Source organism: Roseomonas sp. CECT 9278 (assembly GCF_918698155.1).
Taxonomy (GTDB): domain Bacteria; phylum Pseudomonadota; class Alphaproteobacteria; order Acetobacterales; family Acetobacteraceae; genus Neoroseomonas.
On sequence record NZ_CAKKLX010000039.1, the window covers coordinates 24,951 to 47,208 of the forward strand.

The 22,258-nt window shown below is 73.2% G+C and carries 16 protein-coding genes; 8 read left to right on the forward strand and 8 right to left on the reverse strand.

From position 1 onward, the window contains the following. Window positions 1–10: 10 nt before the first annotated feature. The 5 genes from LQ222_RS20135 (at window position 11) to LQ222_RS20155 (ending at window position 4,464) form a co-directional block, all read left to right on the forward strand. Window positions 11–904, forward strand: a complete 894-nt coding sequence (locus LQ222_RS20135) for an ABC transporter substrate-binding protein (RefSeq protein ID WP_230168637.1) — start codon at window positions 11–13, stop codon at window positions 902–904. Beyond that, on the forward strand, window positions 901–1,629 hold the full coding sequence (locus tag LQ222_RS20140) for a hypothetical protein (RefSeq protein ID WP_230168638.1): 729 nt from the start codon (window positions 901–903) through the stop codon (window positions 1,627–1,629). The genes LQ222_RS20135 and LQ222_RS20140 overlap by 4 nt, the downstream gene beginning before the upstream one ends. 80 nt (window positions 1,630–1,709) lie before the next feature. Continuing rightward, a complete protein-coding gene (locus LQ222_RS20145; RefSeq protein ID WP_230168639.1) occupies window positions 1,710–2,705 on the forward strand; it encodes a TRAP transporter substrate-binding protein in 996 nt (331 codons plus the stop codon). Further along, complete coding sequence (locus LQ222_RS20150) at window positions 2,702–3,187, forward strand: TRAP transporter small permease (protein ID WP_230168640.1); 486 nt, start codon at window positions 2,702–2,704, stop codon at window positions 3,185–3,187. Before LQ222_RS20145 ends, LQ222_RS20150 begins: the two co-directional genes overlap by 4 nt. After that, a complete protein-coding gene (locus tag LQ222_RS20155; protein ID WP_230168641.1) occupies window positions 3,184–4,464 on the forward strand; it encodes a TRAP transporter large permease in 1,281 nt (426 codons plus the stop codon). The genes LQ222_RS20150 and LQ222_RS20155 overlap by 4 nt, the downstream gene beginning before the upstream one ends. Window positions 4,465–4,527: 63 nt before the next feature. Here the strand turns inward: LQ222_RS20155 and LQ222_RS20160 are convergent, their stop codons facing one another. Beyond that, complete coding sequence (locus LQ222_RS20160; protein ID WP_230168642.1) at window positions 4,528–5,385, reverse strand: amidohydrolase family protein; 858 nt, start codon at window positions 5,383–5,385, stop codon at window positions 4,528–4,530. After that, complete coding sequence (locus LQ222_RS20165) at window positions 5,382–6,416, reverse strand: 5-methyltetrahydropteroyltriglutamate--homocysteine methyltransferase (protein WP_230168643.1); 1,035 nt, start codon at window positions 6,414–6,416, stop codon at window positions 5,382–5,384. The genes LQ222_RS20160 and LQ222_RS20165 overlap by 4 nt, the downstream gene beginning before the upstream one ends. Window positions 6,417–6,553: 137 nt before the next feature. On the opposite strand from LQ222_RS20165, the gene LQ222_RS20170 reads away from it, so the two are divergent. Beyond that, entirely contained in the window at window positions 6,554–7,534 is a 981-nt protein-coding gene (locus LQ222_RS20170; protein WP_230168644.1) for a TRAP transporter substrate-binding protein, read from the forward strand. Between the two features lie 3 nt (window positions 7,535–7,537). Here LQ222_RS20170 and LQ222_RS20175 read toward each other — a convergent pair whose 3' ends face one another. Genes LQ222_RS20175 through LQ222_RS20190 form a run of 4 tightly spaced genes read right to left on the reverse strand, consistent with a single transcriptional unit; the run spans window position 7,538 to window position 12,734 of the window. Beyond that, window positions 7,538–8,488 (reverse strand): MBL fold metallo-hydrolase, encoded by a 951-nt coding sequence (locus LQ222_RS20175; RefSeq protein ID WP_230168645.1) that lies wholly within the window; start codon window positions 8,486–8,488, stop codon window positions 7,538–7,540. Window positions 8,489–8,540: 52 nt separating this feature from the next. Further along, the gene (locus tag LQ222_RS20180) at window positions 8,541–9,491 is read right to left on the reverse strand and encodes a catechol 2,3-dioxygenase (protein ID WP_230168646.1); all 951 of its coding nucleotides are present in this window, start codon (window positions 9,489–9,491) and stop codon (window positions 8,541–8,543) included. A 32-nt stretch (window positions 9,492–9,523) separates the two neighbouring features. Beyond that, window positions 9,524–10,288: an arginyltransferase gene (locus tag LQ222_RS20185; RefSeq protein WP_230168647.1), complete on the reverse strand. Its 765-nt coding sequence runs from the start codon at window positions 10,286–10,288 to the stop codon at window positions 9,524–9,526. Between the two features lie 52 nt (window positions 10,289–10,340). After that, complete coding sequence (locus LQ222_RS20190; RefSeq protein WP_230168648.1) at window positions 10,341–12,734, reverse strand: penicillin acylase family protein; 2,394 nt, start codon at window positions 12,732–12,734, stop codon at window positions 10,341–10,343. Between the two features lie 97 nt (window positions 12,735–12,831). On the opposite strand from LQ222_RS20190, the gene LQ222_RS20195 reads away from it, so the two are divergent. After that, window positions 12,832–15,207, forward strand: a complete 2,376-nt coding sequence (locus tag LQ222_RS20195) for a tetratricopeptide repeat protein (RefSeq protein ID WP_230168649.1) — start codon at window positions 12,832–12,834, stop codon at window positions 15,205–15,207. A gap of 200 nt (window positions 15,208–15,407) precedes the next feature. On the opposite strand, the gene bcp is transcribed toward LQ222_RS20195, so the two are convergent. Continuing rightward, window positions 15,408–15,875, reverse strand: coding sequence for a thioredoxin-dependent thiol peroxidase (bcp, locus tag LQ222_RS20200; RefSeq protein WP_230168650.1), 468 nt, complete (start codon window positions 15,873–15,875; stop codon window positions 15,408–15,410). Continuing rightward, window positions 15,872–18,862 carry a bifunctional [glutamine synthetase] adenylyltransferase/[glutamine synthetase]-adenylyl-L-tyrosine phosphorylase gene (locus LQ222_RS20205; protein WP_230168651.1) on the reverse strand — a complete coding sequence of 997 codons (2,991 nt, stop codon included), beginning with the start codon at window positions 18,860–18,862 and terminating at the stop codon, window positions 15,872–15,874. The genes bcp and LQ222_RS20205 overlap by 4 nt, the downstream gene beginning before the upstream one ends. A 17-nt stretch (window positions 18,863–18,879) precedes the next feature. On the opposite strand from LQ222_RS20205, the gene LQ222_RS20210 reads away from it, so the two are divergent. After that, on the forward strand, window positions 18,880–22,077 hold the full coding sequence (locus LQ222_RS20210; protein ID WP_230168652.1) for a DUF3971 domain-containing protein: 3,198 nt from the start codon (window positions 18,880–18,882) through the stop codon (window positions 22,075–22,077). The last annotated feature ends 181 nt before the right edge of the window (window positions 22,078–22,258 follow it).

Below are 22,258 nucleotides of genomic sequence, written 5' to 3' on the forward strand. Positions count from 1 at the left end.
GAAAGCTGCCATGGACCGCCTGACGCTTGCCGTCGTCTCTCGCAACTACTTCAACATGCCGGCCTGGGTCGGGCTGCATGCCGGGCTGTTTGCGGATGAAGGCATCGACCTCGCGATCGACCACATCGAGGGCATCGAGGACGTGAACGAGCGCGTGCGCGATGGCCGCGCGCAACTCGCCTATGGCGTGACCGAGCATGTCATCCTCGATGCCGAGGCGGGCGGCCACCAGGCGATCATCGGCGGGAACGTGAACCGGCTGCCCTTCTCGCTGGTCGCGCGTGCGGGCATCGATGGGATCGCGGGGCTGCGCGGCAAGCGGATCGGCGTGTCGTCGCTGCGCGCGGGGTCGTCCTCGCTGATCATGCGGATGCTGGCGTCGCACGGGCTGCACTACCCCGGCGACTACGAACTGGTCGCCTGCGGGCCGATCCTCGCGCGCTGGGACCTGCTGCGGTCGGGTGGCATCGATGCCGGATTGCAGGGCGCGCCGCTGAACCACATGGCGCTCGACCAGGGCTTCGTCTCCCTGGCGGAGCCGCGCGACGACTTCCAGTTCACCAGCCTTGATGTCGACACGCGCTGGGCGGCGGACCATCGCGACCTGCTGCTGCGCTTCCTGCGCGGCTTCCTGCGCGCGCATGAACGATTCACCACGGACCGCGACCTGGCGCGGCAGGTCGCGGTCGCCGAGAGCGGCATCGAACCGCGCTACGCCGACAGCGCCTGGGCGGAATACACGCGCGGCGAAATCTTCCCCCGCGATGGCGAGGCAAGTGCCGCCGGCGTGCAGGCGTTGATCGAGACCAGCGCGCTGATCCGCGACCTGCCGACCCGCGCGCGCACCCGCGCCGAGGACTACATCGACCGCAGCTGGCTTGCCGCCGCGAGGGCATCGCTGTGACCGCGATCGACTACGGCGACCGCGCACGAATCGGCTTCCTCGTGCCCTCCGGCAATGCGGTGAGCGAGCCCGAACTGCACGCCATGATGCCGGCCGGCGTCGCCGCCCTGGTCACGCGGCTGGAGTTGCGCGGCAGCTCCCAACCCGAGTTGATGCGCATGCTGGACGACCTGGAACCCGCATCCCGCCTGGTCGCGCATGCGCGACCGGACCTGGTCGCCTTCCACTGCACCGCCGTCTCCACCTTCGCGCCCGCCATGGCGGATGACATCCTGCGCCGCATGACCGCGGCCACCGGCCTGCCGGCAACCGCGACCGCCGAGGGCATCCTCGCCGCCTTCGCTGCGCTGGGTGCCCGCCGCATCCTGCTGGTCACGCCCTATATCGCCGAGGTGCATGCGCGCGAGATCGCCTTCCTCGCCGCGCATGGCATCACGGTGGTCGGCGGGTCGATGTTGGGGCTCAACACCAATGCCGAGATGGCGGTCCTGCCGCCGGCGCGCATCATCGACCAGGTGCGCGCGGCCGCGGCGGCATCGCCAGGCGCGGAGGCCTGCTTCATCTCCTGCACCGCCATCCGCTCCGCATCGCTGATCGCGCCGCTGGAGGCGGAGCTCCGCATGCCGGTCGTCACCAGCAACCAGATCATGGCCTGGCATGCGCTGCGCCGCTGCGGCATCGCCGATGCGGTGCCGGGCTTCGGGCGGTTGATGACGCTGGCCTGACACGGCTTGCCGGGGCGCGCGACCGCCCTATCATCCGCCGCGACATCCCGGCACCGACCGGGCCGATGGAGGAAACCCCGATGACCACGATGACCCGCCGCGGCCTCGGCGCCGCTGCCCTCGCCACGTCCGTCGCGCCGAGCGTGTTGCGTGCGCAGGGCCGCACCGTGCTGCGGATCGGCTGGACCAGCGGCGATGGCGCGCAGGACCCCTACGCTTCCGGCGCGCGGCTGTTCAAGCAGGGGCTGGAGCGCCGCGTCGGCGAGCGCGTGGACGTGCAGCTCTTCCCGAATCGCGCGCTGGGCGATGAGCGGCCGATGCTGGATGGCATGCGGCTCGGCACCGTCGACATGGGCGTCATCACCAATGCGGTGATCGCGCAGGTCGAACCGGCTTTCCAGGTCAACGACATGCCCTTCCTGTTCTCCAGCGAGGCGCAGGCGCATCGCGTGCTGGACGGCCAGGTGGGGGCTGCGCTGCGCACGCGGCTGGAGGCGCGCGGGGTGGTGCCCCTCGGCTACATGGAGGGCGGCTTCCGCCAGATGATCAACAACGTCCGCCCGATCGTGCGGCCGGAGGACCTGCGCGGCATCAAGTTCCGCGTGCTGCAGAGCCCGATCTACATCGAGATGTTCCGATCGCTCGGCGGCAACGCCGTGCCGATGGCCTGGGGCGAGACCTTCACCGCCGTGCAGCAGGGTGCGATCGACGGGCTCGAGATTCCGCTCGGGATCATCGACCAGAACAAGTACTACGAGGTGACGAAGTACCTCTCGCTGACCGGCCACATCTATTCGATGATCGGCCTGCTGATGGCCAAGCGCAGCTTCGACCGCCTGCCCGCCGACCTGCGCGGTCCGGTGCAGGAAGCCGCCGCCGAGGCGACCGCCGCGCAGCGCGCCGCCAATGCGGCGTCGAATGTCGGCTTCCGCGAAAGCCTCGCGCGCCATGGCATGACGATCAACGAGGTCGCCGACAAGGCCGCCTTCCGCCGCGGCGTGCTGCCGATGTACGAGGCGTTCCGCGGCCAGATCGGCGCCGACATCGTGCGCGACGCGCTGGCCGCCGTGCAGTGAGGCTGCTCGCCGCCGCGACGCGCGCCGTCGCGGCGGCGACGCGCTTGTCTGTGGCACTGGCCGCGGCGGGAATGCTCGCCGCGATCGTCTACCAGGTGGTGATGCGCTACGTCGTCGGCGCGGCATCGTCCTGGAGCGAGGAACTCGCGGTGCTGCTGTTCTCCTGGAGCGTGCTGGGTGGCCTGGCGCTTGGCGTGCACGAGGGCTTCCATGTGCGCCTGACGCTGCTGCCCGATGCGCTGCCGCGCGGCGGACGCGTCGGCTATGAACGACTGGTGGATGCGCTGACGGCCGCACTGGGCGGCTTCCTGGCCTGGTCGGGCTGGCGCTTCCTCGACCTGACATCGGGGTCGGTCTCGGCGGCGATGGGCTACCCGACCGAGATCCTGAACGCGCTCGCCATCGCCTGCGGCGCGCTGGTCGCGCTGTTCGGGCTGGAACGCGCGCTGCGCCCCGGCGGTGCGGTGGAGACCGCGGCGTGAGCGAGGTCGCCTGGTTCCTGACGGCGGGCTTCGCCGTGCTGGTCGTGCTGGGTGTCCCCTTCGCCATCACCATCGCGCTGGTGGTGACGGGCGCGCTGATCGCCGCCGACATCGAACCCGCCTTCCTCGCGCAATCCGTCATCAGCGGATCGCAATCCTTCAGCCTGCTCGCGATCCCGCTGTTCATGCTGGCCGGCGAGATCATGACCGCCGGCGGGCTGTCGCAGCGCCTGGTGGATTTCGCCGGCACGCTGGTGCGGCATCTGCGCGGCGGGCTGGCGATGGTCACGGTATTGGCGGCGCTGGTGTTCTCCGCGATTTCCGGCTCGGCGCCTGCCACCACGGCGGCGATCGGCGCCATCATGATCCCGGCCATGGCGGCGGCGGGGTATGACCGGGCCTTCGCGGCGTCCATCGCCGTGAGTGCCGGTGTGCTGGGGCCGCTGATCCCGCCGTCGATCGCCTTCGTCATCTGGGGGATCGTGGCGGAACAGTCGATCGGCCGGCTGTTCCTGTCGGGCATCGTGCCGGGGATCATGATCGCGGCGGGGCTGCTGGTGATCTGCTGGGTGCATGCCTGGCGGCGCGATGTGCCGCGCCTGCCGCGCGCCACGCTGCGCGAGGCAGCGACGGCCTTTGCGCGCGGCCGCTGGGCGCTGGCCTCGCCGCTGCTGGTGCTGGGCGGCATCTACGGCGGCGTCTTCACGCCGACCGAGGCGGCCGCGATCTCCTGCGTCTATGCGCTGCTGGTCGGGCTGTTCGTCGAGAAGCAACTGACCCTGCGCGCGCTGCCGGGCATCTTTGCCAGCGCGATGCGAACAAGTGCCATCGTCTGCGCCATCATCGCGGTGTCGGCCGGCTTCGGCATCCTGGTCGCGCAGGAACAGATCGCCACGCGCTTTGCCGCCTGGCTGGGCGAGAATGTCGGCGAGAAATGGATGGCGCTGGCCGCGCTCAACATCGCCTTCTTCCTGATGGCGGCGGTGATGGACGAGATCGCCATCATGGTCATCCTCGGCCCGATGTTGATCGCCATCGCCACCAAGTTCGGCGTGGACCCGATCCATTTCGGTGCGATCATCGTCACCAATGTCGCGATCGGCATGGCGGCGCCGCCGATCGGCTATTGCCTGTTCATCGGCATGGCGATCAGCGGGCTGTCGTTGCAACGCATCAGCCGCGCGATCTGGCCGCAGATCGCGTGGATGCTGGTGGTGCTGTTCCTCACCACCTACATCCCGAGCTTCGCGTTGATGTTCCAGCCCGCGGCGCGGTGAATCACGCGCGCGGGGTTGGTGGGGCGGCCGTGAGCGCCCGGCACCACGACTGGCTGGCCAGTATCAGAAGCCGTAGAGCCCCGCCGGATTGTCCACCAGCACGCGCTTGCGCTCGGCCGCACCTGGCGCCCATTCGCCCAGCAGGTCGAACAGCGCGCCATCCTCCGGCATCCAGTCCGACAGCGAGGGATGCGGCCAGTCGGTGCCCCACAGGCAGCCATCCGGCGACACGTCCAGGAGCGCGCGCGCGAAGGGCGCCACATCGGCGAAGGGCGGGCCGGCGCTGCTGATGCGGTAGCCGCACAGCTTCACATGGGTCCGCGGCGCCTCCAGCAGCCGCAATAGCGCCTGGAAGCCTTCGCCATTCACGCCATCGGCGGTGCGCACGCCGCCCATGTGGTCGATCACGACGGGCACCGGCAGCGCCGCCAGGCGCGGCGCCAGGTCGGGCAGCTGGTGGCATTCGGCATAGACCTGCAAATGCCAGCCCAGCGGCGCGATGCGCCGCGCCAGCGTGTCCAGCTGGTCGAGCGGCGTGCCGTTGCCGCTGACCGCATTGAAGCGCACGCCGCGCGTGCCGCGGTCGTGCAGCGCACGCAGCGCGGCCTCGTCGAAGCTGTCATCGACCACCGCGACCACGCGCGCGCGGTCCAGCCCGAAGCGCGCCGCCGCATCCAGCGAGCATTCATTGTCCGTGCCATAGACCGAGGGCTGCACGATCACCATGCGCCCGATGCCCAGCGCCTCGGCCATCCGCAGATAGGCCGGGATCAGCGCCGCAGGCGGGTCGTAGTGCCGCCCGGCATCCAGCGGGAAGCGGTCATACGGCCCGAAGATGTGGAAGTGGCAATCGCAGGACAGCGCCGGCCCCTTCCAGGACGGCGTCGGCTCGACATCGAGCGAGGGCAGGCAGGGCTTCATCGCGCGAGCTCGGCGCGCACGATCGCCGCCCCCTCGACCATGGCGCGCATCTTGCCGTCGGCGATTTCGCGCGGGAGGTACTTCAGCCCGCAATCGGGTGCCACGATCACCCGCTCGGGGTTGATGTTCGGCAGCGCGCGGCGGATGCGCGCGGCGATGGTCTCAGCACTCTCGATCTTCGGATCCGCCAGGTCCACCACGCCCAGGATGATGGTCTGGTCCGGGAGCTGCTTCAGCACGGAGGTGTCGAGGTTCGACTGCGCGGTCTCGATCGAGATCTGCCGCACCTTGCAGCGGCAAAGCTCGGGCAGGAAGGAATAGCCGTTCGGCCGTTCGTGGATGATGGCGGCATAGCCGAAGCAGATATGCAGCGCGGTCGTGCCGGTGATGCCATCCAGCGCGCGGTTCACCGCCTCCAGCCCGAAGGCGCGCGCCTTGTCCGGGCGCGCCTGCATGTAGGGCTCGTCGATCTGCACGATGTCGGCGCCGGCGGCGAAGAGGTCGCGGATCTCGGCATTCACCGCGGCCGCGTAGTCGTTCGCCATCTGCCCTTCGTCCTTGTAGAAATCATTCTGCGCCTGCTGGGACATGGTGAAGGGGCCGGGCACGGTGATCTTGATCATCCGGTCCGTGTTGGCGCGCAGGAAGGCCACGTCGCGCGTCTCGACCGCATGGCGGCGGCTGATGCGCCCCACCACCCGCGGCACCGGGTTCGGATGCCCGCTGCGGTCCAGCGCGGTGCCGTGGTTCTCGGTGTCCACGCCATCCAGCGCGGTGGCGAAGCGGTTGGAATAGCTTTCCCGCCGCATCTCGCCATCGGTGATGATGTCGAGCCCCGCCTTCTCCTGCGCACGGATCGCCAGCAGCGTGGCGTCGTCCTGCGCCTGCTCCAGCGCCTCGGGTGCCACGCGCCACAGCTCGGTCGCACGCACGCGCGGCGGGAAGCGCCCGGCCAGGCGCTTGCGGTCGATCAGCCATTCGGGCTGGGGGTAGGAACCGACAAGCGAGGTCGGCAGCAGCGTCGCGGTCATGGTGATTCCTCCGTTGCGCGGCAGGCTAGCCGCGGTGCGCGGCCGCGGCCAGGGCCGCCCTTGCCGCGCCGTGCATTCGGGGAAAGGATGCGCGCGACGGCGACGCGTGATCGCCGCAACATCCAGGGAGGATCACGATGCGCAGGACGCTGCTGGCGGCCGCCGCGATGCTGGCCATGGGATGCGCCACCGCCACGGCGCAAACCCGCTGGACCATGGCCACGGCCTATGCCGAGGGCAACTTCCACACCCGCAACATCCGCGCCTTCATCGAGGATGTGGAGCGCAGCACCAGCGGCCGCCTTACCATCCAGCTCCACCCCGCCGCCTCCCTGCTGCAGATGCCCGCCATCAAGCGCGGTGTGCAGACCGGACAGATCCAGCTCGGCGAAGTGCTGCTCTCGGTGCATGGCAACGAGGACCCGTTCTTCGAAGTCGATTCCGTCCCCTTCCTGGCCGACACCTGGGAAGCGACGGCGGTGCTGGACCGCGTCAGCACGCCCTTCATCGCGGCGCGCATGGAACGCCAGGGCGTCCTGCCGCTGTTTGCCGTGCCTTGGCCGAGCCAGGCCTTCTACACCCGCGCCGAGGTCCGCACGGTCGAGGACCTGCGCGGGTTGCGCTTCCGCACCTACAACGTGCTGACCACGCGGATGGCGGAACTGCTGGGCGCCGCGCCGGTCACGGTGCAGGTGGCGGAGATCCCGCAGGCCTTCGCCACAGGCGTGATCGCGGCGATGTTCACCTCGGCGCAGACCGGCGTGGACACCAGCGCGTGGGACTACGCGCGCTACTTCACCGATGTGGGCGGCATGCGCGCGCGCAACTTCATCATCGTCAATGCGCGCGCCTTCCGCGGGCTGGATGAAGCGACGCGCACCGCCGTCACGCAGGCGGCGGAACGCGCCACCGCGCGCGGCCTGGAAGCCGCCAAGGCCGCCGAGACCGAGATGGTCGAGCGCCTGCGCGCGCGCGGCATGCAGATCAGCACGCCCTCGCCGCAATTCCTCGCGCAACTGCGCGAGGTCGGCACGCGGCAGACCCAGGAATGGGCGCAGCGCGCCGGGCCGGAGGGCCAGCAGCTGCTGGAACGATTCCGCGCCGCCGCGCCGCGCTGAAGCTCAGCCGTTCCAGTCTGCCGCCACGAAGCGGAACCCTTCCCCCTCGCGGGTGATGAACCCGTTGGAGGGGAAGGGGAAGTGGAAGCCCGTGACGCGCACGCGGTCCGTCGCGGCGCGATCCAGGATGCGCCGGCGCGAAGCGGCCGCCGCCGCGCCGTCGAAGTCGAACAGCGAGACATAGTCCGGCCGCCGCGCGAACAGCTCGGGCCGATGGGTGATGTCGGCCAGCATCAGCATCTGCTGGTTGCCGTCGGCCACCTGCACCACCGTATGCCCAGGGCTGTGGCCATGCGCCGCGACCGCGCGGAAGCCCGGCGCGATCTCGGCCTCCGGCGCGAAGCGGCGGATGCGGCCCTGATAGGGTGCGAAGCGCCGCGCGACATTCGCGAAGTTCACGCGCTGGCCCTGCGGGCTGCGCGTCTCGTTGCCGGCATCGGTCCACCAGGCGTGCTCGGTCTCGCAGATCGCGACCTCGGCGTTGGGAAACACGGCGCGGCCATCGGCGGTGGTCAGCCCATGGATGTGGTCCTGGTGGCAATGCGTGATGACGATCAGCCCCACCCGCGCGGGATCGAGCCCCGCCGCCGCCATGTTCGCCGCGAGCCGCCCCGCGGTCGGCGTGAGCTGCCCGCCGGTGCCGGCATCGATCATCACGAGCTGCCGCCCGGTATCCACGAAGGTCACGTTGTAGGGACCGATATAGTGGTCGGTCGGCAGGAAGGACTCCGCCAGCACGGCGCGCACCGTCTCGACCGGCGCATTCAGCACCAGCCCATCGATGTTGCGCCGGGCGAAGCCGTCATTGACCACGGTCACGGTGAAGGACCCGACCTTGAAGCTGTGGAAGCCGGGCGCCTGCGCCGGGCCGGCGGGCGCGGTCTGCGCCGCGGCCAGCGCCGGCAGCAAGGCGGATGCGGCGGCGCCGAGGCCGGCCGCGCGACGGGTGATCATGGTGCTGGGTCCTCCCTGGGCGCGCATCATGGCACGCCGGGCGCCGCGGTCGCTACGCGCCGCCCTCGCCGGGCAGCGGCGGGGTGCCGCGGGTGTGGAAGCTTTCGACCGTGCGCAGCCCCCAGGCCTGGCCCTTCTTCCGCTCCGCCTCGGTCCAGGTGATGGTCTTCCAGTCGGGGGCGAGCACCAGGCGCGCCCCGGCATGGGCGACCTCGACACGGTTGCCGCCGGGCTCGTGGACGTACAGGAAGAAGGTCTGCTGCACGGCGTGCTTGTGCGGCCCGGTCTCGATCGGCACGCCGGATTCGAGGAAGATGTCGGCCGCCTGCAGGATCGCCTCCCGGCTGTCCAGCGCGAAGGTCACGTGGTGGAAGCGCCCGGGCACGCCATGCGCTTCCTTCGTGAAGGCGAAGTCGTAGGATTTGTTGGTGGCGGTCAGCCACATCCCGGCTTCCTCGCCGGTGTCGAGCTCGATGCGCTCGGTGCAGCGGAAGCCCAGCGTGCGCTCGAAGAAGTCGCGGCAGGCGCGCACATCGACCGCCAGGCAGTTGAAGTGGTCGATGCGCCGCACGTTCACGCCGCGCGCCGGGTAGCGTTCCGGCTGGTTCTTCAGCGACGGGCGGCGGTCCTGCGGCGCCGCGTACCATTCGGTGTCCCAGTACAGCTCGAAGACGTGCCCGTCCGGGTCGCGGAAGCGGTAGGCGCTGCCATGGCCGAAGCTGCCGTCGACCTGCGTGACGGCACAACCATCGGCGCGCAGCGCCGCGACGCGCCGTTCCAGCGCCTGCGCGCTGCGCGTGCGGAAGGCGGCGTGGCCAAGGCCCGACGTCGTCGATGCGGTCAGTTGCAGCGAATAGCGTTCATAGTCGTCCCAGCCGCGCAGGAAGACGCTGTCGCCCTGCGTGCCGCTGACCGTCATGCCCATCACGTCGCGGAAGAAGCGCAGCGACTCGTCGGGCCTGGGCGTCAGCAGCTCGACATGGCCGAGATGGGCGATGTCCATCACCGGCTCCGGCGCCTGCATCGCCGCGGGTCTCAGGCTTCGACGCTGGACATCGCCGGCGACGCCAGCGCGGGCACGTCGCCGAGCATCCGCCAGGTGCCGCCCATCAGCACCTCGCTCGGCCGGAAGCGCGCCTTGTAGGCCATCTTGCGGCTCTCCGGCACCCAGTAGCCGAGATAGACGTAGGGCAGGCCCAGCTCGCGCGCGCGATCCACGAGCCACAGCACGGCATGGGTGCCGAGCGAACGCTTCTCCGCCGCCGGGTCGTAGAAGGAATAGACCGCCGAGAGCCCGTCGCTCAGCCGGTCGGTCAGGCAGGCGCCGAGCAGCTTGTCGGTGGCGTCGCGGAATTCCACCACGCCGGTGCCGATCGGCGTGTCCTCGACCATGGCGCGATAGTCGTAGAAGCCCATCGCCGCCATGTCGCCATCGGCGTGGCGGGCCTTCTGGTAGCGGTGGAACAGCGCGAACTGCTCGGCGGTGGCGCGGGCGGGCATTTCGGCCGCCAGCACGTCGGCGTTGAAGCGCGCCACCTTGCGCTGGGTGCGGTCCGGCTCGAAGGCGCCGGCGATGATGCGGATCGGGATACAGGCCTGGCAGCCGGGGCAGACCGGCGAATAGGCGATGTTGTGGCTGCGCCGGAACCCGGCGCGCGACAGGCGGTCGTGCAGCGCCTCGGCATCCGTGCCGGACAGCTCGGTCACGATCTTCCGCTCCGTCCGCCCGGCCAGGTAGGGGCAGGGCAGGGGCGCGGTGGTGTAGAAGAATTGCGGGCGGCGGGCGGAGCGGTGGAGCATCGGTGTCCCGTAGTGTCGGCGCGCGCGGGCCGGGAATCAACCGGCAGGACGTTCAGGGCACCAGGTTGATGCGTCCGCCCGGCCCACCCGCCGCCGGACCCAGGCGCAGCAACGCCCCGTCGCGCCACCGCCCGAGCTGGTCGGACCAGTGCGGGCTCATCGGATGGCCGGACTGGCCCGTCGCGATGATGGCGAAGGCGCCGGCGGGCTCGGACAGGTCGAAGACCCCGCGGAACCCCGCGCCATGGACATTGGCGAAGATCCCGCCGGCCTCAGGCCGCAAGCCGGCGCGGTTGACCGTCTCGCCATCCCCGGGCGAGGGCGTGGCGATGCGCGTCAGCGCGCCGAGGCCCGGCACAAAGCGCAGCAGCGGGTGTTCGAAGCGTGCCGGGTGCACCGCGCCCCAGCGCCAGGCGGTGGGGTCGTTGCCATGCGCCGCCGCCAGCTCCGTGACCGCCGCCGTCAGCGCCGCGGCGAGCATCGGTCCGCAACCCGCCGCCCCGCACCAGGCGGCGCCGGTCGCCGGGTCGGTCAGCACGCGGCGCAGGAATTCGGGGCTGGCGCGCGCCGCATCCTCCGCCAGGCCGGCGCCGGCCAGCACCGCGCGGCCGAAGCGCATCATGGTGCCGTGGAAGATGACCGGCTGGGGCAGCCCGGCCGCCATCTCGCCAGACCAGCCGCGCAGCAGCAGGTCGAACGCCGCCCCGGCGCTGCCGGCCGGCCGGGGGGCGGCGCGCAGCGCGGGCAGCACCTCGGCGGCGAACAACGACAGCGCATCGGCCTGCATGGCGGCGAAGCCCGCCACGTCGTGGCGCGCGGCGTCGCCCAGCATCTGACCGATGCGGCGGAAGCGCCAATCCCCGTTCCAGTCGCGCCCGAGCCAGGCATCATGCCCCGGCGGCACCACCCGGTTGTTGGCATTGGCGATCATGCCGCTGGCCGGATTCTCGACATGCGGCAGGCGGTCGAAGGGGATGAAGCCGTCCCAATCCGCCCGCCCGTCCCAGCCCGGCACCGGCAGGCTGCCATCGCCCGAGCGCCGCACCGGGATGCGCCCGGTCAGGTACATCGCGATGCCGCCGCCGGCCTCGGCCACCATCAGGTTCTGCGACGGGCTGGTGATCAGCCGCGCGGCCGCGCGCGCATCCGCCAGGCCGCGCGCGCCGTTCAGCGCCAGCAGCCCGGCCGCCGCGGTGTCGCCGGGCGCCAGGTTCGCCGCCGCCAGCGCCAGCACCGTGCCATCCGCCCGCCCCGCCGGCGCATCGAGGTCGGAAATCACCGGCCCGTGGCGCGTCTCGCGCACCCGCAGCGTCACGGGGGCCGACCAGCGCACCCGTATCACCTCCTCGCGCACCACGAAGGGCAGCGGGCCGTCCGGCGTCTGGTAGGCATCGGTGCCATCCAGGCGCTCGACGAACAGGTCCTGCGTGTCGGAATGGGTGGTGGTGAAGCCCCAGGCGATGCGTTCGTTCCGCCCGATCACGATGCCCGGCACGCCCGGCGCCGTCGCCCCCGACAGCACCCGCCCGCCCGGCAATTCGATCCGCGCCAGGTACCACAGGATCGGCGCCTGGTAGCCGAGGTGCGGGTCGGTCGCGAGCAGCGGCGCGCCGCTGGCCGACCGCGCCCCGCCGACCACCCAGGCATTCGACGCCATGGAGGGCAGCGGCGCATCGACCGGGAAGCGCGGGATCGCCGCCGCCAGCCGGTCGAGCGCGCGGCTGTCGCCGGCGACCACCCCGGCGCGGGTCGTCGCGGGTGCCGGCCCGCCGGCCACCAGCTCCGGCAGGTCCGGCCGCCCGGGCGTGGTATCGGCCGGCCAGAGATCCTCGATCCGCTCCGGCGGCAGCAGCCCCGCCAGCCGGGCGCGGTCCAGCTCGGTCCGCCAGTTCCCCGACAGCCACAGCCCCATCACCTTGCCCCACAGCAGGCTGTCGACCGGCCGCCAGGGCTCGGGCGCGCCGAGCAGCAGGAATTCCGGTGCCGCGAAGCGCCCGCGCGCGGCGATCCAGGCATTCACGCCGCGCGCATAGGCCTCCATCGCGCCGCGCACCTCCGGCGGCAGGGCCGGCAGATCCGCCTCGGCCCGCGGCACCAGGCCCAGCAGGCGCATGTAGCGGTCCAGCCGCAGCGCCGAACTGCCGGCGATCTCGGACAGCCGCCCGCTGGCGCCGCGCCGCATGCTGTCCATCTGGAACATCCGGTCGCGCGCATGCAGCCAGCCGAGCGCGGTCCAGGCATCGGCCTCCGACTGCGCGGCGACGGTCGGGATGCCCTGGGCATCCAGGCTGATCCCGACCGCGGCGCCAAGGCCCGGCAGCGCCACGCGCCCCTCCCGCGCCGGCAGCGTCCACCAGGTCGCGGCGGTCGCGCCAGCCACCACGACCACGAGGAGAACGGCCAGGCCCGCCAGGATGCGGCCCGTCCAGCGCAGGAATGTCTTCACCCGGCACAAATGGCGCCGCCGGCGCGTCTTGGGAACCTCCGGCATGCGGCGAAGCCGCGCATCGACGCCGCGGCCGGTTGCTGGTAGGGCCGCGCCCATGCCCGAGACCGACCGGCCCGCCCCGCGCCTGCTGCACGCAGCCGATGGCCTCAGCCTTCACATGATTCCCGGCGAGGGCGCCGCCGGCCTGGTGGTGCTGGCGCCCGACGCGGCCGCGCAGGCCTGGGCCGGGCGCGTCGCGGCCCGCCTCGCGCGGCCCATCCTGGTGGTGCGATCGGCCGATGGCGGCTTCCCCGCCGCTTCGATGGCGGCGCTGCTGCCGCATCTGGCGGCGGCGGAGGCCGGCCGCATCCTGGTCGGCCTGGGCACCGGCGCCGTCGCGGCGCTGGACCATTCAGCGATGTCGCGGCCGAAGGCCGTGCTCGCCATCGCGCCACGCGGGGACGGCCTCGCGCCGCAGCCCGTCGCCGCCGGCGCTGCCCTGATCGCCTATGATCCTGGCGAGGCGACGGAAGCGGCCCTCGCGGCGCGCGCCGGCGCCTTGGGTGTGCCGATGCCCCATGTCGGCGGCGCGCTCGCCGACGTCGTGCTCGGCGGCGGCGCGCTGCCGGACGTGATCGATGCCCTGCTGGCGGGCGATCTGCCGCGCGCGGCAATGGCGCTGCGCGTCACCCGGCTCGCGGCGCCGCGCATGCGGGTGGGCTTGGCAACGCGGCTGACGGCTGCTGGCCATGAATCGCTCGCCGCCGCGGTCACGGCAGCTGCGCGGCGCCCGGCCGCCGCCGAGCCGCAGACCGATGCGCGGGTGCGCGCGCTCCAGCGTCTCGGGCGCCATGCCGATGCGGTCTCCGTGATCAACGCCTGGATCCGGCGCCAGCCGCGCCAGCCCCTGCCGCGGCGTCGGCTGGCCGCGGCGAACCTCGCCATGGGCCAGCGGCAGCGTGCGGTGCTCGCGCTGAAGGCGGCCGCCGGGCTCGGTTCGCTGCCCTTCGCGCTGCAGGCGCGCCTGGTCGGGTTGCTGCGGCGGATGCGGCGCCCGGACGACGCCGTCCAGGCCGCCGAGGCCGCCGTCGCCGCCCTGCCGGGGCATGCGGCCGCCGAGGCGCTGCTGGGCGAGGCGCTGCTCGCCGCTGGCCGCAAGGAGGACGCGGCGGCCGCCTTCGCCCGTGCCCTCGCGGCCGATCCCGACCATGCCGCCGCGCGCCACGGCAGGGCGGTCGCGGCCGATGCGGGCGGCGCCGATGACGGGCCGGGCCAGGGGCTCGCGGAATGGCTGGCGACCATGGCGGCCGAGCCGGCGCCCGAGGCCGAATGGCATGCGCTGATCGACCTGATCGAGGCCCAGGGGCGGCCGGCCGCGGCGCTCGCCGCCGCATCCATGGCGGCGGGGGCGGCGCCGGCGCCGGGGTTGCTCGCCCGGCTCGCGCAGTTGCGCGAGTCCGCGGGCGACGTCGCCGGTGCCGAAGCCGCCTGGCGCCGCGCCACCGCGCTGGCGCCGCACCAGCCAGCGGCCTGGCTGGGCCTGGCCGACCTGCTGGACCGCCAGCAGCGCACCGCCGAAGCGGCCAAGGTGGCGACCGAGGCCGCCATGCTGCTGCCGGCGGCGTTGCAGGTCGTGCAGCGCAACGCCGAACTGCTGCTGGCGGCGCAGGATCCGATCCGCGCGGAGGCGGCGGCGCGCGCCGCCGTGGCGCTCGACCCGCAGCGCGACGCGGCGCATCTGCTGCTGGCCGATGCGCTGTGGCGCCAGCATCGCGGCCGCGATGCGGTGCGCGCGGTCGAGGCCGGGCTGGTGGCGCTGCCGGGCGCCTCGCCGCTGCTGCTGCGGCTCGCCTTCCTGCACCTGATGCAGAACGCGCCGCTGCCGGCCGCCGCGGCCTTCCGCGAGGTGACGCGCCAGCCCCAGGCGACGCCCCATGCCTGGCTCGGCCTGACCGACGCGCTGTGGCGGGCCGAGCGGGTCGAGGAGGCGGAGGCGGCGGCGCGCGAGGGCGTCGCGGCGCATCCGCGCAATGTCGAGCTGCGCACGCGCCTCGGCCAGTTGCTGTTGGCGGGTGGCGATGCCGAGGCGGCGCGCGCCGCCCTGGCCGAGGTGGTGGCCGAGGACCCCGCCTCGGAGGTGGTCCAGCTGGCGATGGCCGATGCGCTGTGGCGCCAGGGGCGCCGGGCCGAGGCGCTGGCCGCCGCGCGCGAGGTCGCCGAGGCGGCGCCCGACCAGCCGGCGGTGGCCTCGCGGCTCGGCCACCTGCTGCTCGAGAACGGCGACATTGAGGACGCGGTGGCGCAGTTCCAGCGCGCGATCGCGCTGCAGCCCGACCTGGTCCCGGCCTGGACCGGGCTGTGCGACGCCGAGCGCACGCGCAAGCGCATCAAGCCGGCGATCGAGGCCTATCGCCGCGCCGAGGCGCTGGGCATGGACCGCATGACGCGGCGGCTGCTGCGCTTCCGGCTGTTCGGCGAAATGGAGGAGTAGGGCGGGCTGCCGGCGGCGTCCCGGCGCACGCCGCATCGTCCACTGGCGCCGCTTTGCCTCGTAGCGGCGCGCCGCGACGCATCCCGGTCCTGTGTGACGCGCGCCTCGTCACGCTAGCAGCGGCGCCCTCCGGTCGGGACATCCGCCGGTCCGGGCGCAGCGTCACCCGACCGCGTGGCGCCATCCGATCGGGATCTGCCCTACAGCGCGGCCGCCGCCTCCAGCACCTGCGCCGCATGCGCCTCCGGCTTCACCTTGCGCCAGATGCGCGCGATCTTGCCGTCCGCGCCGACCAGGAAGGATGAGCGTTCCATCCCCATGTAGGTCTTGCCGTACATCGACTTCTGCACCCACACGCCATAGGCCTCGGCGACCTTGTGGTCCTCGTCCGAGGCCAGCGGGAAGGCCAGGTTGTACTTCCTGGCGAACTTCTCGATGGGCGGCATGGCGTCGGGGCTCACGCCGATCACCTCCAGGCCGATCTTCCCGAGTGCGGGCAGCGCCTCCTGCACGCCGCAGGCCTGCTTGGTGCAGCCGGGCGTATCCGCCTTCGGGTAGAAATAGATCAGGTAGGGCTTGCCCTTCAGCGCGGCGGAGGAGACCTCGCGCCCGCCGCTCGCCTGCATCGTGAATGCGGGCGCCGTGCTGCCCTCGGCCAAGTCGCTCATGCCTGCTCCCCGTGGATGTCCGGGCGCCCCAGGCGGCGTTCGAAGATCGCGCGCACCGCCACCGCCCGCTCCGCCATCTGTGCCTGGAGGGACGGGAGGTCAACCGGCGCGCTGTCCGGGCCGAGCGACCGGCAGGCATTGAGCAGCGCGGCCACCACGCTGTCGGGCAGCACGTCCTCGCGCCACGGCCCCACCGTCAGGCGCAGCGCGCCGCTGACGGTGCGCCAGAGTTTCTCGGCGGCGATCAGCGTGGCGGCGTCCTCGGCGCTCAGCGCGCCGACCTCGGCCAGCTTCGCCAGCACGCGGCGGGTGGTCTGCACCAGCACCTGCGGATGGGCGCGCGCCTCGACCAGTTGCAGTGCCTGGGCGATGAACTCCACCTCGACCAGCCCGCCGCGGCCGAGCTTCACGTCCCATGGCCCGTCGGGCGGCAGGTCGCGCAGCATCCGGGCCCGCATCGCGACCGCATCCGGGATCGCCTTGGGCGCCGAATCGGGACGCAGCAGGGCGCCGCGGATGGCGGCCTCGACGCGCCGGCGCAGCGCGGGGGGGCCGGCCACCACCCGCGCGCGGGTCAGCGCCATGCGTTCCCAGGTCCAGGCATCCTCGGCGTGATACCGCTGGAAGGCCGACAGCGAGACGGCGACCGGCCCCTTCGACCCCGACGGCCGCAGCCGCATGTCCACTTCGTACAGCTTGCCCTCGGCGCCCGGCGCGGTGATCGCCGCGATCATCTGCTGCGTCAGCCGGTTGAAGTACTGCGTCACCGGCAGCAGCCGCAGCGGGGGCGCACCGCGCTTGGCCCGGCCCTCGCTGGTCTCGATGCCCTCGGCATGGTCGTAGATCAGGATCAGGTCGAGGTCCGATCCCGGCAGCATCTCCCGCCCGCCGAGCTTGCCGAGTGCGACGATCGCCAGCGCACCCCCCTTGACCTTGCCGTGCCGCTCCGCGAAGGCGGCGGTGACATGCGGCAACAGGGAGGACATCGCGGCATCGGCCAGGGCGGAGCGCGCCTCGCCGGCCGCATCGACATCGATCGTGCCTTCCAGCGTGGCGGCGTCGATGTCGAACTTGCCCTCCTGCACCAGGCGGCGGGCGGCCTCCATCGCTTCCTCGATGTGGTGCACCTGGTCGAGCTGGGCGGGCAGGGTGGCGGCGGCGCTGCCGACCGTGCCGCCGACGCCCATCAGCAGCCCCTCCAGCGCCGAGGTATGGCGGGCCAGGTGGTCGGCCAGCTGCGGCGCGGCGCCGAGCACGCTGGCCAGGCGGTCCAGCAGCGCCGGGTTGCGCGCCAGCAGCGACAGCACCTGCACCCCCGCGGCGAGGCGCGCGAAGACACCATCGAGCCGGCCGACCGCGGTATCCGGGTCGCGCTGCTTCGCGAAGGCGCCGAGCAGCGAGGGCATCAGCGCGGTCAGCAATTCGCGCGCGCGTTCGCTGCGCGTCGCGCGGGTGTGCCCGTGATGCCAGCCGCGCACCATGGCGGCGATGCCCGACGGGTTGCCGTAGCCCATCGCGCGCAGCGTCGCGATGGTGGCCGGGTCGTCCTCGACGCCGGTGAAGACCAGGCTGCCCTTGGCGTCCTCGGAGGCCAGCGTCGGCTCGGCCTCGAACATGCGCCCGTAGTGGCGTTCGACCTTCGCCATGTGGCCGAGGAACGCGCTGCGGAACGACTGCGGATCGGCAAAGCCGAGGAAGGAGGCGATGCGCGCCACCCCTTCCGCATCCTCGGGCATGCGATGGGTCTGCCGGTCGGCGACCATCTGCAGGCGATGTTCCAGGTCGCGCAGGAACACGTAGGCATCCGCCAGGTCGGCCGCGGCCTTGCGGTCGATCTTGCCGGCGGCGGCCAGCGCCACCAGGGCGCCGAGCGTGGTCGGGTCGCGCAGCCCCGGGTCGCGCCCGCCCCAGATCAGCTGCAGCACCTGGGCGGTGAACTCGATCTCGCGGATCCCGCCGCGGCCGAGCTTCACGTCATGGCCTTCGACCTGGACGGTGGCGTTGGCGCCCTTGGCCCCCTTATGGGCGTGGATCTGCCGCTTGATGGAATGGATGTCGGCCACGGCCGCGAAATCGAGGTGCCGGCGCCACACGAAGGGGCGGATCTCGCGCAGGAAGGATTCGCCGGCGGCGCGGTCGGCGCCGACCGGGCGCGCCTTGATCATGGCGGCGCGTTCCCAGTTCTGGCCCATGCTTTCGTAGTAGGTGATGGCCGCCGGGATCGAGACCGCGAGCGGCGTCGCCGCCGGGTCCGGGCGCAATCTCAGATCCGTGCGGAAAACATAGCCCTCCGCCGTGCGTTCCTCGAGCAGCCGCACCAGGTCGCGGGCGATGCGGACATGCACCGCCTGGGCGCGATCGACGTGATAGGCTGCCGTCGTCGGTTCATACAGCACCATGAGGTCCACATCGGACGAGTAGTTCAGTTCCCGCCCGCCGAGCTTGCCCATCCCCAGCACGACGAGGCCCGAGTTCCGGCCCACGAGCCGCGGGTCGGCCCGCGTTGCGCCGGACAGCCTGAGCTCGCCGCGCGCCGCGGCATCGCGCAGCAGGTGCGCGCAGGCGGCGTCGATGGCGGCCTCCGCCAGGTCGGACAGCGCCCCGGTCACGCGGTCGAGCGCCCACAGCCCCGTGATGTCCGCGACCGCCGCCGCCAGCGCGCCCTGGCGCTTGGCCTGGCGCAGGATGGTGGCCAGCGCCGGGCGCGGCGTGGCCGGGTCGATGCGCGACAGCGGATCGAGCGCGCGTTCGAAGGCGACATCCGGCCCGCGTTCGGCCAGCGCGAGCAGCGCGGCGGATTCACGCACCGCCAGATCGGCCAGGTAGGGGCTGTGGCCGCCAAGGGCCGCGATCAGCGCCGCGCCCGCGGGGCTGGCCGCGAAGTCGCGCTCGGCCGCGCCGCGCTCGGCGAAATGCTCGGCGGCCAGCGCGGCGGCGGCCGGGTCGAAGGGGCGGGGCAGGCGTTCGGGGGCAAAGCAGGCCGTCATGGCCGGGCAGGGAACAGGTGAGGCGGGCCGCGGGTCAAGCCGGGCGATCCCTGAACCGGCTGCTGCGGGGCTGTTCGGCCGTGGTGATGCTGGCGGCGGTCGGCCTGACGGCGGTGGCCTGGCGGCTCGGCCAGGGGCCGGTCGAGGTGCCCTGGCTGGCACGCCAGGCCGAGGCGTCCTTCAACACCGCCGATGCCCCCGCGCGCCTGTCGATCGGCGAGGCGACGATCGCCTGGGCCGGCTGGCGCGAGGGCCACGCATCGCCGCTGGAATTCACCCTGCGGCGCGTGCGCGCGATCGATCGCGACGGCGCGGTGCGGGCCGAACTGCCCGATGCCGCGGTCTCGCTGTCGCCCGACTGGCTGCTGCGCGGGCGGGTGGCGCCGCGCGTGCTGGAGATGCGCGGGCTCAGCCTGCGCGCGGTGCGCGCCGCCGATGGTGCCTTCAGCCTGGGCCTGGGGCTGGTGCCGCAGGATGGCGATGCCGCCGCGGCGCCCTCCGGCGCCGAGGAAGCGGTGCTGGCGCTGCTGGGCGAACTCATGCAGCCGCCATCGGACGCTACGCCGCTGGCGGCGCTGCGGCGGTTGCGGCTGGTCGATACGCGCCTGGTGGTCGCGGATGCGCAGCTCGACCGCACCTGGTCGATCGAATTCGCCGCCCTGTCGCTCACGCGGCGCGAGCGCGGCGGGCTGGACCTGGGCGGCACCGGCGCCGCCAGCATCGGGCCCGAACAGGTCCCGCTGCGCCTGGCCGGCATGATCGAGGGCGCGACGCGCGACGGGCAGGTGACGCTGAGCCTGCCGGCGATCCGCCCGGCGGCCCTGGCGCGCGCCGCGCCCTTGCTGCGCCCGCTCGCCGCGCTGGACGCGCCGGCCGCGATCGCGCTCGATGTGCGGATCGAGGGCCTGCGCCTGCCCTCGCGCGCCCAGGCGCGGCTGCGCGTCGGGCCCGGGGCGATCGACCTCGGCGCCGGTGGCCGGCTGGCGGTGGCGGCGATCGAGGCGGACCTGGCGCTGGATGGCGCGGCGCTGCGGGTCGAGCACGCGCTGCTGCGCCCCGCCCCCGCGCGGCCCGGCGCCCCCGGGCCGGTCATCGAGGCGCAGGCCGAGGCGCGGCTCGATGGCGATGCCTGGACCGGCGAGGCGCGGCTGCGCCTGGATGCGGTCGAACTGGCCGACCTGCCGCACTATTGGCCGGCCGGCCTGGCCCGCGGCGCGCGCGGCTGGCTGGCGGAAAACCTGACCGAGGGCATTGCGCGCGATGGCGCCTGGCGCGTCGGCTTCGCCGGCGATGTCGCGACCGGCGCGGTTCGCGTCACCGCGGTCGAGGGCAGCGCCGAGGCCGAGGACGTCACGGTGCATTGGCTGCGCCCCATCCCGCCGGCCGAGGATGCGCGCGGGCGGGCACGCTTCGCGCTCGATGCCATCACCATCGAGATCGCCGGCGGGCGGCAGGCCGGCGGCGGCATCGTGGTGCGCGAGGGCAGCGTGCGCATCGGCCTCGACAGCGATCCGGAGACCGCCGACATCGCCCTGGTGGCGGCCGGGCCGCTGGCCGATGTCTGGGCGCTGCTGCGCCATCCGCGCCTGCGGCTGTTCGACCGCCGCCCGCCGCCCATCACCGCCATCACCGGCACCCTGCGCGAAGGCCGCGTGCAGGTCAGCCTGCCGCTGTTCGCGTCCGTGCCGGTCGAGGCGGTGCGCGTGAGCGCCTCCGGCCGCGGCACCGAGGTGCGGGTGCCGCGCGCCATCCTCGGGCGCGACATCGAGCGCGGCAGCTTCGACTTCACCGCCGATACCGAGGGGCTGCGCGTGAACGGCACCGCGACGCTCGCCGGCATCCAGCTGCGCCTGACGCAGGAAGCCGATTTCCGCCCCGGCCCGCCGGGCCAGGTGGTCTCGCGCGAGACGGCGACGGGGCGCGCCGATGCGGCGCAGATCGCCGGGCTCGGGCTCGACCCGCGGCCCTTCGTGGAGGGGCCGGTCGGGCTCGACATCCGTGGCGAGACGCGGCGCAACGGGCAGGGCCGCATCCAGCTGCGCGCCGACCTCACGGCCGCGCGCCTGTCGGTCGAACCGCTGGCCTGGGCGAAGGCGCCGGGCCTGCGCGCGACCGGCGAGGCCACCATCAACATGCTGAACGGGTCGCTCGCCGCGGTCGAGGCGATCCGCGTCGAGGCGCCCGACGCGCTGTTGCGTGGCCGTGCGATCAACCCGCGCGACAACATCCCGCAGCGCATCGAGATCCAGCAGGGCAACCTCGGCCGCAACCGCTTCACGGCCGAGATCGCGCCGCCGCGCAGCCGTGCCGATTCCTGGACCGTCGGGCTGCGCGGTCCGGTGCTGGACCTGGTGCCGGTGCTGGCCGCACCGCATGGCCCGCTGCCCGGCGCACAGGCGCCGAGCGGGCCGGGCACCGCGGTGGAGGCGCGCTTCGACCGCATGCTGCTGGCCGACGACCGCGCCCTGACCGGCGTCAGCGCCTCGGCCCGCGTCGATGGCCATGGCGTGATCATGGCGGCCGAGGTGCGCGGCGGCGTGGCCGGCGGCGGGCCCTTCGACATGCGGATCACGCCGCAGGGCGCGCAGCGGCGCGTGCGGATCGGCTCGAGCGACGGCGGCGCGCTGCTGCGCGCCTTCGGCGTGCTGCGCACGATCCAGGGCGGGCGGCTCGCGGTGGATGCGACCTATGCCAATGCGCGGCCGAACGCGCCGCTGACCGGCAGCGCGACGCTGGAGGAATTCGCGGTGCGCGACGCGCCGGCGCTGGCCAAGCTGCTGCAGGCGATGACGGTGTTCGGCGTGTTCGAGGCGCTGGACCAGCGCGGTCTGTCCTTCGCCAGCCTGACCGCGCCCTTCGTGCTCACGCGCGAGGCCCTGGTGCTGAACGATGCGCGTGCCTTCTCGGTCTCGCTGGGGGTGACGGCGCGCGGGCGGATCGACCGGCAGCGCGACACCATCGACATGGAAGGCACCATCGTGCCGGCCTATGTGTTCAATTCGCTGCTCGGGCGCATCCCGGTGCTGGGGCGCATCTTCAGCCCCGAGCAGGGCGGCGGGCTGTTCGCCGCGACCTACCGGATGCGCGGGCCGATGGCCGATCCGGGGGTCTCGGTGAACCCGCTGGCGGCGCTGACGCCGGGCTTCCTGCGCGGCATCTTCGGCATCGGCCAGGATGCGGCGGGGACGGTGCCGGATCCCGCGCCGGCGCGGTAGCGCCCGATCGGCGCAGGCGCTTGTGCCGAAGCCGTGAATCGGCCGCTCGGCCAAAGCGCCCGATCGGCGCAGGCGCTTGTGCCGAAGCCGTGAATCGGCCGCTCGGCCAAAGCGCCCGATCGGCGCAGGCGCTTGTGCCGAAGCCGTGAATCGGCCGCTCGGCCAAAGCGCCCGATCGGCG

Coding starts and splice junctions, on each gene's coding strand:
- LQ222_RS20135 (WP_230168637.1), top strand. CDS start 11: ATGGACCGCCTGACGCTTGCCGTCGTCTCTCGCAACTACTTCAACATG.
- LQ222_RS20145 (WP_230168639.1), top strand. CDS start 1,710: ATGACCACGATGACCCGCCGCGGCCTCGGCGCCGCTGCCCTCGCCACG.
- LQ222_RS20160 (WP_230168642.1), bottom strand. CDS start 5,385: ATGAAGCCCTGCCTGCCCTCGCTCGATGTCGAGCCGACGCCGTCCTGG.
- LQ222_RS20165 (WP_230168643.1), bottom strand. CDS start 6,416: ATGACCGCGACGCTGCTGCCGACCTCGCTTGTCGGTTCCTACCCCCAG.
- LQ222_RS20170 (WP_230168644.1), top strand. CDS start 6,554: ATGCGCAGGACGCTGCTGGCGGCCGCCGCGATGCTGGCCATGGGATGC.
- LQ222_RS20175 (WP_230168645.1), bottom strand. CDS start 8,488: ATGATCACCCGTCGCGCGGCCGGCCTCGGCGCCGCCGCATCCGCCTTG.
- LQ222_RS20180 (WP_230168646.1), bottom strand. CDS start 9,491: ATGGACATCGCCCATCTCGGCCATGTCGAGCTGCTGACGCCCAGGCCC.
- LQ222_RS20185 (WP_230168647.1), bottom strand. CDS start 10,288: ATGCTCCACCGCTCCGCCCGCCGCCCGCAATTCTTCTACACCACCGCG.
- LQ222_RS20195 (WP_230168649.1), top strand. CDS start 12,832: ATGCCCGAGACCGACCGGCCCGCCCCGCGCCTGCTGCACGCAGCCGAT.
- bcp (WP_230168650.1), bottom strand. CDS start 15,875: ATGAGCGACTTGGCCGAGGGCAGCACGGCGCCCGCATTCACGATGCAG.
- LQ222_RS20205 (WP_230168651.1), bottom strand. CDS start 18,862: ATGACGGCCTGCTTTGCCCCCGAACGCCTGCCCCGCCCCTTCGACCCG.